This is a genomic window from Streptomyces sp. NPDC002476 (assembly GCF_042889785.1).
GTDB lineage: Bacteria > Actinomycetota > Actinomycetes > Streptomycetales > Streptomycetaceae > Streptomyces.
Map to the genome: position 1 here is coordinate 216732 of NZ_JBIARH010000010.1, position 10915 is coordinate 227646.

Annotated in this window: 8 protein-coding genes; 4 read left to right on the top strand and 4 right to left on the bottom strand. The window is 72.5% G+C overall.

Annotation, left to right across the window (positions count from 1 at the left end):
* Positions 1 to 30 precede the first annotated feature (30 nt).
* The 4 genes from ACFYXM_RS15205 to ACFYXM_RS15220 form a co-directional block, all read right to left on the bottom strand.
* Positions 31 to 654 carry a class F sortase gene (locus tag ACFYXM_RS15205; RefSeq protein ID WP_389289469.1) on the bottom strand — a complete coding sequence of 208 codons (624 nt, stop codon included), beginning with the start codon at positions 652 to 654 and terminating at the stop codon, positions 31 to 33.
* A 291-nt stretch (positions 655 to 945) separates the two neighbouring features.
* On the bottom strand, positions 946 to 1632 hold the full coding sequence (locus ACFYXM_RS15210) for a hypothetical protein (protein WP_389289470.1): 687 nt from the start codon (positions 1630 to 1632) through the stop codon (positions 946 to 948).
* 622 nt (positions 1633 to 2254) lie between these two features.
* A complete protein-coding gene (locus tag ACFYXM_RS15215) occupies positions 2255 to 3058 on the bottom strand; it encodes an aminotransferase class IV family protein (RefSeq protein WP_389289471.1) in 804 nt (267 codons plus the stop codon).
* A gap of 385 nt (positions 3059 to 3443) precedes the next feature.
* Positions 3444 to 4175, bottom strand: a complete 732-nt coding sequence (locus tag ACFYXM_RS15220) for a vancomycin high temperature exclusion protein (protein WP_389289474.1) — start codon at positions 4173 to 4175, stop codon at positions 3444 to 3446.
* A gap of 143 nt (positions 4176 to 4318) precedes the next feature.
* On the opposite strand from ACFYXM_RS15220, the gene ACFYXM_RS15225 reads away from it, so the two are divergent.
* From ACFYXM_RS15225 to ACFYXM_RS15240, 4 genes are all read left to right on the top strand, one after another.
* The gene (locus tag ACFYXM_RS15225; protein WP_389289475.1) at positions 4319 to 5794 is read left to right on the top strand and encodes a deoxyguanosinetriphosphate triphosphohydrolase; all 1476 of its coding nucleotides are present in this window, start codon (positions 4319 to 4321) and stop codon (positions 5792 to 5794) included.
* 158 nt (positions 5795 to 5952) lie between these two features.
* Positions 5953 to 7212: an NAD(P)/FAD-dependent oxidoreductase gene (locus ACFYXM_RS15230; protein ID WP_389289477.1), complete on the top strand. Its 1260-nt coding sequence runs from the start codon at positions 5953 to 5955 to the stop codon at positions 7210 to 7212.
* A 128-nt stretch (positions 7213 to 7340) separates the two neighbouring features.
* Complete coding sequence (gene dnaG / locus ACFYXM_RS15235; protein ID WP_389289479.1) at positions 7341 to 9248, top strand: DNA primase; 1908 nt, start codon at positions 7341 to 7343, stop codon at positions 9246 to 9248.
* A 240-nt stretch (positions 9249 to 9488) separates the two neighbouring features.
* Positions 9489 to 10676, top strand: a complete 1188-nt coding sequence (locus ACFYXM_RS15240; RefSeq protein WP_389289481.1) for an RNA polymerase sigma factor — start codon at positions 9489 to 9491, stop codon at positions 10674 to 10676.
* Positions 10677 to 10915: the final 239 nt, after the last annotated feature.

Below are 10915 nucleotides of genomic sequence, written 5' to 3' on the forward strand. Positions count from 1 at the left end.
GTCGGCGGGCGGCTGTTCGTGAGGGTGCTCTCAGCGCACTTCGGTGAGGTGCGCGTACGCCACCACGTTGCCCTGATAGCCGGCCTTCGTCGAGAACCCGCCGCCGCAGGTGATCAGCCGGAGCGAGGCGTAGGGCGAGTCGCCGTACACCCTTTCGTCGGGGAAGTCGTCACTGCCGTAGACCTCGATCGCGTCGAGCGAGAAGACGGCGGTGCGGCCGTCCCGGCGGACCACCTCCACCGTGCTTCCCCTCTGCAGGGCGCCCAGGTCGTAGAAGACCGAGCGTCCCTGCGCGTTGTCGACGTGACCGGCGACGATCGCGCTGCCCTTGGAGCCCGGGGAAGTGCCGTTCCGGTACCAGCCCACGACGTTGCGGTCCTCGGCCGGTGGTACGTCGAGACTTCCGTCGGTGCCGAGCCCGAGCCGCATCATCGGGGCGTCGACGCGGATGCTCGGGATCCGGATGCGTACGGGGGCCGAGGGCTTCAATGGTTCGGCGACGGGTGATCCGGGCAGCGGCGCCGGGGCACCGGCGAATGCCTGCGCGGTGGTCGGCTGAGGTGGCATCAGCTGTGCGTCGGCGCCATGGCGGATCAGCCAGACACCTGCCAGCGCCGCGATGGCCAGCAGCCAGCCCTTGCCCTTCTGGGACACGGTCGTCCTCCGGGTGACGGAACGAAGACGGAACGGGGACGGGGAGGGGGTGCCGGTACGGATACGGGTACCGGCGCGTATTCGGAGGCCGCAACGGATACGGGCCCCGGCACGGACAAGGGCTCCGGCACGGATGCGGGGACCCGTACGGATCCACGGATCCGGGCCCGGCGCGGATACCGGTTCCGGCACGTCCGGGGGACGGGCGCGGAAACAGGTACGGTCCCGTCCCGGTGGCGCGCGACACCGGGACGGGAACCAGGCGGGTACGGAGACGTGAATCCGTCTCCGTCAGCCGGCTCCCTGCGTGCCGCTCGCCCGACGACGCAGGAGCCAGGCTCCGCCGGCGGCGGCTCCGGCGAGTACGCCGGCTCCCGCCGCGATCTGGGTGGTGTCGGAACGGACACTGCCGCCGACACCAGTTCTGACGCGCCCGCGCGGAGTGTCGGACCCCGACGAGTCGCCGCCTCCGGACCCGTTGTCGCGCCCTGAGGAATCGTCGCGACCGGACGACGAGCCGTCGCGTCCGGACGAGTCCTCGCGGCGGGACGAGCCGCCGCCCTCGGACGAGTTCCGGTTGCCGCCCTCGTTCGAGCCCTCGTTGTTCCTGGCGGTCCCGAGACCGGAGACGGCGTTGAGCCCGCCGACGGAGTCGAGCAGTGAGGGGACGTTGAGCCCTCCGAAGGGGGTGTCGCGTCCGGTCCCCGTCGATCCGTCCCCGCCGCCCTGTTCCCGGGGGACGCCGCCATCCTGGAAGACGCTGCCCTCTTGAGGCGTGCCGCCTTCCAGGAGGACCCCGTGTTCCTGGGGGAAACCGCCTTCCAGGAGGACCCCGCGCTTCTGCAGGGCACCGTCGACGGGCGCCGTGGCCGCCGGGCCGGTCCGTGCCGTACCGGTGGCACCCGCGTACGCGGGCTGCCCTGCGGCGAAGAGGGCGAGCGCGGCTATGGGAATGGTGACGGTGGCGGCAGCGGTCACTGGGCGAGCAGGACGCATAGGGGTTCCTCCGGCGATGTGCGCGAGCGGCCGTCCCGCGAACGGCCGAACGGCCGGGCGGCTGAGCAGCTGTTTCGCGAGCAGCTGTGTTCCGACTCCGAGCTAACGGGGGGCGCGCCTCCCATGCCTGCTGACACCAAGTCAGCTTCCACCCGAACGGCACGGCGTGGCCCCCTTGCCAAACCACATCCGTGCAGGTCGCGGGGGCGATCGGGCAGGGGGGTGGCGGTTTCGCGGAAATTGGCGCCGAACGGGTGACGCCACCGTCGGGAAAGTGGCGCACATCACATGCATGATCTCGTGGGTGCCGGGCACACGTCAGTCACCCCCCACGGGACGGCGCATACGACCGCCCGCCGCCCCGCCGGTCCACCGGGCTCGTCCCTCCGGGCAGGCGGGGTGGTTCCGTGTCCGCGCCGAGCCGGGCCGTGGGCCCGTCGGCCTGGAGCCGACGGCAGCGGTCAACGCCTTCGAGAACGGCGGGCTCGACTACGCCTCGACCGTCGACGCGGAGGGTCCTCGCCCCGGCCCGGGCTCCGCGCCGGACCCCTGTCCCGCCCCGGGATCGGGCCGGCGCGGGGGCCGGGCCCGTATCCGTCCGGTCTCAGACGTCTCGGACGCTGTCCCAGGGCACGGCGTCGTACACCCGCCCGATCCGTTCCATCAGGTCCTCGTCCACCGTGAACTCGATGTCGTCGATGTGCCGGACCGGTGCGATGCCCTGCGAGTTGGTGAGGAACGCGGACCGGAACGCGCCCAGCCCGTCCAGCGCCACCGGACGCCGTACGGACTCCAGCCCCGCGCCGGGCAGCTCCCGTTCCAGCAGGGCCATGGTGATGCCGAGCAGGGCGGGGGCGTCGGGCCAGACGACCGAAGTCCCGTCCCAGAAGCCGATGTTGTGGATCGCCGCCTCCGTCACCGTGCCGTCCGGCATGGTCAGCAGCGCCTCGTCGCAACCGGAGCGTGCGGCGAGCCTCGCGTAGTACGTCTGGCCGAACTCGCCGGGGCGCTTGATGTGCGGCACGGTCCGGGCGTACGGAACGGACATCAGGCGGTGCGGTTCCGTCGGCTTCCGGGCCGGTCCGCGCACCGTGACCATGACGGTCGTCTCCCCGCCCTCCGTCGGCAGGAAGCCCTGCACCCGGACCGACGCGTCCCGTACCCCGGCGCCGTCCAGCGCGTGCCGGATCAGCCCGCGGACCCGGTCCCCGTCCAGTGGGCGCTCGAACAGCTCCCGGTTGGCGGAGTCCAGCCGGGCCAGGTGCAGCGCGAGACCGCGTACCTTCCCGTCCCTGACCTGCATGGCCGTGAAGTGCCCGTAGCCGAGGAAAGCCGGAATCCGTAGGTCCGCCTCGGTCGCCGGATGCCCGTCGAACTCGGCGTAGGGGAAGGGAACGGGAGTCGTCATGCGTTCACCGTAACGACCTGGGGAGCAAGAGGGAGTGGATCGGCGAGCGGCGTCGTGCGGCTTCGAATCCAGGGCGGAGGAGGGAGGCGGATGGGGTCTGTCCTGCTCGAAAGCAGGTGAGAGCTCGGGGAAGGAGTGTCGGTGACCGACGACGACGCGGGAGGCGGAGTCGCAGGGCGTCGGGAGCCCGCTCCCTCTTGCTCCCCAGGTCGTAAGCCGAGGAGGCCGCCGAAGAGCCGCCGGGAGCCGCCGAAAGACCACTGAAAGACCACTGAAAGGTCGCCGGGAGACCGCCGAACAGCGCCGGGGAGCCCGTCGATCAGCCGGTCTGGTGGGCGCGCTCTGCGCGACGCCAGGGCCGTGCGCCCGTACGGGACCTGACGTCCTACCGGTCGTCCGCCGCCAGCGCCCGCGCGACCCCGGGCTCCTGCGGGCCCAGGAAGCGCGGGTGCGGCTTGAAGGTGGCTTCCAGCGCCGCCTTCCCCGCCGCGAACACCTCTCGTGCCCCGCCGTAGTACCAGGTCGCGTCGTGGACGGCGTCGACGCCGACCCCGTACGCGTCGATGCCGGCGCTCCGGCACAGCGTGATCGCCCGGCGGATGTGGAACCCCTGGGTCACCAGCACCGCACGGTCGACGCCGAAGATCTTCTTGGCCCGTACGCACGAGTCCCAGGTGTCGAAACCGGCGAAGTCGCTCACGATCCGCCCGTCCGGTACCCCGTGCGCGCGGAGGTACGTGCGCATGGCGTCCGGCTCGTCGTACTCCTCGCGGCTGTTGTCGCCGGTCACGAGCACGACCTTCACCTTCCCGGCCCGGTACAGCTCGATGGCGGCGTCCAACCGGTGCGCCAGATACGGCGTCGGTCTGCCCTCCCACAGCCCGGCCCCGAAGACCACGGCGACCTGCCGCGCGGGCACGTCCGCGGTGGTCCTCACCCGGTCGTCGGCGGCGGTGTGCATCCAGGTCGCGGGGGCCAGCGCGGCCACGCACGTGAGCATCGCCGCCTGGACGAGGCGCCGCTGCCCCCGCCGGGTGCGCGGCCACGGCCGGCCGAGCCGGACGGGCCGCACGCGCCCGAGCCACCGCGCCGGCCGTCCCGGTCGTCGTTCCCCCATCGGTGTCTCCTCAGATCCGTGCCCGTAGCTGATGTCTCGCATGATCGGACGAGAGACGGGGGGAAATGGTTCAGCACCGCCCGGTTCCATCGACTTCGTCACTGTTTCCGAACGCGTCGGCCCGGCCGTCTACTGTCGGACACATGGACGGCATGGACGGCATGGACCGCACGGACAGCGCACCCGGCACGGACGCCCCGGACCGCGTGGACGTCCCGGACCGTACGGACGCCGAGAACCGTACGGAACGCGAGGCCGACGCGGACTGCCCCGACTGCCCCGACTGCCCGGACAGCGCGTGGGAGTTCCCGGGCACCGGCACGGGCGCACACGGCCGGGGCCCGACCCCGTACCGCGCGGCCGACGCCGAGCGCTGGGACGCCGAGCCGGACAAACGGCCCGGCCGCACCGCCTTCCAGCGCGACCGCGCCCGAGTGCTGCACTCCGCCGCGCTGCGCAGGCTCGCCGGGAAGACCCAGGTCGTCACCCCCGGCACCCGCAGCCGGGCCTGGGACGCCAGCCCCCGGACCCGGCTCACGCACTCCCTGGAATGCGCCCAGGTCGGCCGCGAGCTCGGGGCGGCCCTCGGCTGCGACCCCGATCTGGTCGAGACGGCATGTCTCGCCCATGACCTCGGCCACCCGCCGTTCGGCCACAACGGCGAGCAGGCGCTCAACGACTTCGCCTCGGACTGCGGCGGCTTCGAGGGCAACGCCCAGTCGCTGCGCCTGCTCACCAGGCTGGAACCGAAGCGGTTCGTGCCCGACACCCGGACCGGGGCGCTGGTCAGCGTCGGACTCAACCTGACCCGTGCCTCCCTGGACGCCGCCACCAAGTACCCGTGGCCGCGCGGCGGCCGGCCCGGCGCCCCCGACACGCCCAAGTTCGGGGTGTACACGGACGACCTGCCGGTGTTCGAGTGGGTGCGCCGCGACGCCCCGGCGAACCGCACCTGCTTCGAGGCCCAGGTCATGGACTGGTCCGACGACGTCGCGTACTCGGTGCACGACTTCGAGGACGGGCTGCACGCCGGGCACATCGACCCCAACTGCCTGTACGCCGAGCCCGAGCGCGACGAGATCTGGGCGGTCGCCATCGGCCGCTACGTCCCGGCGGACACCGCTCCGGACGAACTGACCGAGGCCCTGGACCGGCTCATCGCCCAGGACTGGTGGCCGCACGGTTACGACGGGTCCGCCGTCGCCCAGGCCCGGCTGAAGGACGCGACGAGCCAGCTGATCGGCCGGTTCTGCCTGGCCGCCGAGAGCGCCACCCGGCGGGCGTACGGCACGGGCCGGCTCGGCCGGTACGCCGCCGCGCTCGTCGTCCCCCGCGAGGCGCGCAACGAGTGCGCGGTGCTCAAGGCGGTCGCGGACCGTTACGTCATGCAGCGCGCCGAGCAGGAGGCGATCCGCGCCGACCAGCGCATCGTCATCGCCGAACTGGCCGCCGCGCTCACCGCGCGCGCCCCCGAGGGGCTGGAGCCGCAGTTCCGGGCCCTGTTCGACGCCGCCGGCGACGACCGGGCCCGCAAGCGGGTCCTCGTCGACCAGATCGCCGCCCTGACCGACGCCTCGGCGCGCTCCCTGCACGCGGCGCTCACCGCACCGGGCCGCTGACCGGCCCCGCCCGCGGACCCCGCCCGCGCCCCCGTCCGTATGCGCCCCCCGGTCCGACACGGGCATGACCTGATCGGGGTACACCCCCTTTCGCCATCACGCTGCGTGCGGGACGCTCGCAGTCGGGCCCCGTGCAGCGAGCATCGAGGAGGCAACAAGTGGTCGACGCACATCAGACCTTCGTCGTCGTCGGCGGAGGACTGGCAGGAGCGAAGGCGGCCGAGACGCTCCGGGCGGAGGGTTTCAGCGGCCGGGTGATCCTTCTCGGCGACGAACGCGACCATCCCTACGAACGGCCTCCGCTGTCCAAGGGCTACCTGTCCGGCAAGGAGGAGCGGGACAGCGTCTTCGTCCATGAAACCGCCTGGTACGCGGGTGCCGAGATCGAACTCCACCTGGGCCAGCCCGTCACCGCCCTCGACCGGGTGGACCGCTCCGTACGGCTTGGCGACGGCACCGTCGTGCACTACGACAGGCTGCTGCTCGCCACCGGGGCCGAGCCGCGCCGTCTGCCCGTCCCGGGCACGAACCTGGCCGGCGTCCACCACCTGCGCCGCCTCGCCCACGCCGACCGGCTGCGCAAGGTGCTGACCTCGCTCGGCCGCGACAACGGCCATCTGCTGATCGCCGGGGCCGGCTGGATCGGTCTGGAGGTCGCGGCGGTGGCGCGCGGATACGGGGCCGAGGTCACCATCATCGAGCCGGAACCCACCCCGCTGCACCAGGTGGTCGGCCCCGAGCTCGGGCAGATCTTCACCCAGCTGCACCAGGACCACGGGGTGCGATTCCACTTCGGCGTCCGTCTCACCGAGATCGTCGGCCAGGACGGCGTCGTTCTCGCCGTGCGCACCGACGACGGCGAGGAGCACCCCGCACACGACGTGCTCGCCGCGATCGGCGCCGCCCCGCGCACCGCCCTCGCCGAGACCGCCGGGCTCGCCATGGCCGCGCGCAAGGACGGCGGCGGCATCGCCGTCGACGCCTCCCTGCGCACCAGCGACCCGCACATCTTCGCGGCGGGGGACGTGGCCAACATGGCCCATCCGCTGCTCGGCGCCCGGCTGCGCGTGGAGCACTGGGCGAACGCGCTGAACAGCGGCCCGGCCGCGGCACGGGCCATGCTCGGCCAGGACGTGAGCTACGACCGGGTGCCGTACTTCTTCTCCGACCAGTACGACCTCGGCCTCGAATACTCGGGGTGGGCGCCGCCGGGCAGCTACGACCAGGTGGTCATCCGGGGCGACGCGGGCAAGCGCGAGTTCATCGCCTTCTGGCTGAAGGACCAGCGGGTGCTGGCCGGGATGAACGTCAATGTGTGGGACGTCACCGAGAGCGTGCAGGAGCTGGTCCGGTCCGGACGGCAGATCGACCCGGACGCGCTGGCCGATCCGTCGGTGCCGCTGACCTCGCTGAGCTGAGGCGCGGACCCCTCCGGGCCGGGGTGGCCGGGGTGTCCGGGCAGGGGCACGGGCGGGACACGGCCCGGGTACCCGGGATCACAGTGGCGGTCGACAGGGGTGTCGTACCCCGCCCGTAGAATTCACCCGTGGCAGGCAGGATCAATGACGAGGACGTGAAGGCGGTACGGGACGCGGTCCCGATCGACGCCGTCGTTTCCGAGTATCTCCAGCTGCGCAACGCGGGCGGCGGCAACCTCAAGGGTCTCTGCCCGTTCCACGACGAGAAGTCCCCCTCCTTCCAGGTCAGCCCGAGCAAGGGCCTGTTCCACTGCTTCGGCTGCCAGGAGGGCGGCGACACGATCGCCTTCGTGATGAAGATCGACCATCTCTCGTTCTCCGAGACGGTCGAACGGCTCGCCGCCAAGGCGGGCATCACCCTGCGGTACGAAGAGGGCGGGTACAACCCCTCCCACCAGCGCGGCGAGCGCATCCGGCTGGTCGAGGCGCACAAGGCGGCCGCCGACTTCTACCGCGAGCAGCTGAACGGCCCCGAGGCCGAGATCGGCCGGAAGTTCCTCGCCGAGCGCGGCTTCGACCAGGACGCCGCCGTCCACTTCGGCATCGGTTACAGCCCGGCGGGCTGGGACCACCTCACCCGCTATCTGCGCGGCAAGGGCTTCAGCGACAGGGAGCTGATCGCCTCCGGCCTCTCCCAGGACGGCAGACGAGGCCCCATCGACCGCTTCCGCGGCCGGCTCATGTGGCCGATCAGCGACACCTCCGGCGACGTCGTCGGCTTCGGCGCCCGCAAGCTGCGCGACGACGACAACGGACCGAAGTACCTCAACACCCCCGAGACCGCGATCTACAAGAAGTCCCAGGTGCTCTACGGCATCGACCTGGCGAAGAAGGAGATCGCGAAGAGCAGCCGCGCCGTCGTCGTCGAGGGCTACACCGACGTCATGGCCTGCCATCTCGCCGGGGTCACCACCGCCATCGCCACCTGCGGCACGGCCTTCGGCGGGGATCACATCAAGATCCTGCGCCGCCTGCTGATGGACAACGGCAGCGCCCGCGTGATCTTCACCTTCGACGGCGACGCCGCCGGGCAGAAGGCCGCGCTGCGCGCATTCGAGGACGATCAGAAGTTCGCCGCCGAGACGTACATCGCGATCGCGCCGGACAACATGGACCCCTGCGATCTGCGCCTGGCCAAGGGCGACGGGGCCGTCCGTGACCTGGTCGAACCGCGCACCCCGCTCTTCGAGTTCGCGCTGCGCCAGATCGTGGGGCGGTACGACCTGGAGACCCCGGCCGGGCGCGCGGCGGCGCTGGACGAGGCGGCGCCCGTCGTCGCCCGGATCAAGAACAGCTCCTCGCAGCACGAGGTCGCCGTCCAGCTGGCCGGGATGCTCGGCATCCTGGACACCCAGTTCGTGGTCAAGCGGGTCGCCCAGCTCGCCCGCTGGGCCCGCGAGCGGGGAGACCGGCGCGGTCCCGCCCCGGCCTCCTCCCGCGGCGGCCCCCGGCACGAGCAGGTCCGGGCACCCGCCGCCCCCTCGGGCCCCGCCCTCCATCTGCGCAGCCCCGCCCACCGCACCGAACGCGAACTGCTGAAGCTCGCCCTCCAGAAGCCCGCCCTGGTCTCACCGGCCTTCGACGCCTACGGGGTCGACGAGTTCACCGCCCCGCCGTACGCCGCGGTCCGGCAGTGCGTCGCGGACGCGGGCGGTGCCGAGACGGGCCTCCCGGAGCCCCGCGACTACCTGGCCCGGGTGCTGGACGCGGCCCCCGACGACACGGTGCGCAACCTCGTCACCGAGCTGGCGGTGGAGGTCTTCCACGGCTTGACCATCGACGAGACCTATGCGGGGGTTCAGCTCGTCCAGGTCCGGCTGCGCGCCGTCGACCGCCGGATCGGCGAGGTCCAGGGCAGCCTGGCCCGCCTCGGCAGCCATGTGCCCCCGGAGCAGCTGGCGGCGGCGCAGAACGAGGTCTGGGTCCTCCAGCAGTACGCCGAGTCCCTGCGCAACCACGGCGCCGACGCGCTCTGACCCGGGCCGGCCGCGCCCGGGCGCGCGCCGGTCCGCGCGGGCGCGTACCAGCCCGCACCCGTCCGTCCGCGTAACCGGCCGGTCACGGAACGGACTCAGAAAGTCCTCGCACGCCCCTCGTGACAGTGATGTGTCTTCCTCCACACTGGGAGCGGTGCCTGAGTCATCGGAGCGCGGCCGGTCCACCCTGTGGTGGTTCCATCCCCGCGGTCCGGCAGCGATCACCTGGAGGTCGCCCCCGTGCAGACCCGGACCGTGACCCAAACCGAGCCCGTCTCGGCCATCCCCGCGCAGAACCGGGCCGTGCGCCGCCCCGAGGGCGCGGCGGAGCCGCAGATTCCGCCCGAGGCGCCCGCCTCGCGCGAACCCCCCGGGCCCCTCGGGCCACCCGGGGGGCCCGAGGAGCCCGGGGCGGCTGAGACGGCCGAGGCAGCCGGCCCGTCCGAGGGGTTCAGGGAGGAGCTGCCGCGGGCGGCTCCCGAGGCCCCGGAGCCGCGCGGCCGTCCGGAGGCCGGCGGACCGTCCGCCGACCTCTTCCGCCAGTACCTGCGGGAGATCGGCCGCATCCCGCTGCTCACCGCCGCCGACGAGGTGGAGCTGGCCCGCCGGATCGAGGCCGGGCTCTTCGCGGAGGAACGGCTCGCGAGCACCCCGGACCTGGACACCCGGCTGGCCGTCGACCTCGACCGGCTGGTGGTCATGGGGCGGATGGCGAAGCGCCGCCTGATCGAGGCCAACCTCCGCCTCGTCGTCTCCGTCGCCAAGCGCTACATCGGCCGCGGGCTGACCATGCTCGACCTGGTCCAGGAGGGGAACCTCGGACTGATCAGGGCGGTCGAGAAGTTCGACTACACCCGGGGCTACAAGTTCTCCACGTACGCCACCTGGTGGATCCGCCAGGCCATGTCCCGCGCCCTCGCCGACCAGGCGCGGACCATCCGGGTCCCGGTCCACGTCGTCGAACTGATCAACCGGGTCGTACGTGTTCAGCGGCGGATGCTCCAGGAGCACGGCCAGGAGCCGACGCCCGAGGAGGTCGCCGACCAGCTCGACCTCACCCCGGAACGGGTCGGCGAGGTCCTGCGGCTGGCCCAGGAACCCGTCTCGCTGCACGCCCCCGTCGGCGAGGAGGAGGATCTCGCCCTCGGCGACCTGATCGAGGACGGGGACGCCGCGTCCCCCGTCGAGTCCGCCGCCTTCCTGCTGCTGCGGGAGCACCTGGAGGCGGTGCTGTCCACGCTCGGGGAGCGCGAGCGGAAAGTGGTCCAGCTGCGCTACGGGCTGGTCGACGGGCGGCCCCGCACGCTTGAGGAGATCGGCCGGATCTTCGGCGTGACGCGCGAACGCATCCGGCAGATCGAGTCCAAGACCCTCGGTAAACTGCGCGACCACACCTTCGCCGACCAGCTCCGCGGCTATCTCGACTGACCGACGGCACCGACGGCACCGACGGCACCGACGGCAATGGCGAGGAACGGCGAGGAACGGCGGAGCCGGTCGGTCCCCCTCCCGTGGACCGACCGGCTCCATCACTCGCCGAGCGGCACTGAGGGCTGTCCCGTAATCCGTGGCGGACCAGCGCGCGGCGTCGGATGTGGTGCATCGCAAGGCGGAGGGGCGTCCGCATACTGGACGTATGCGGACGTTCCGACAACGCGGCGAGGTGC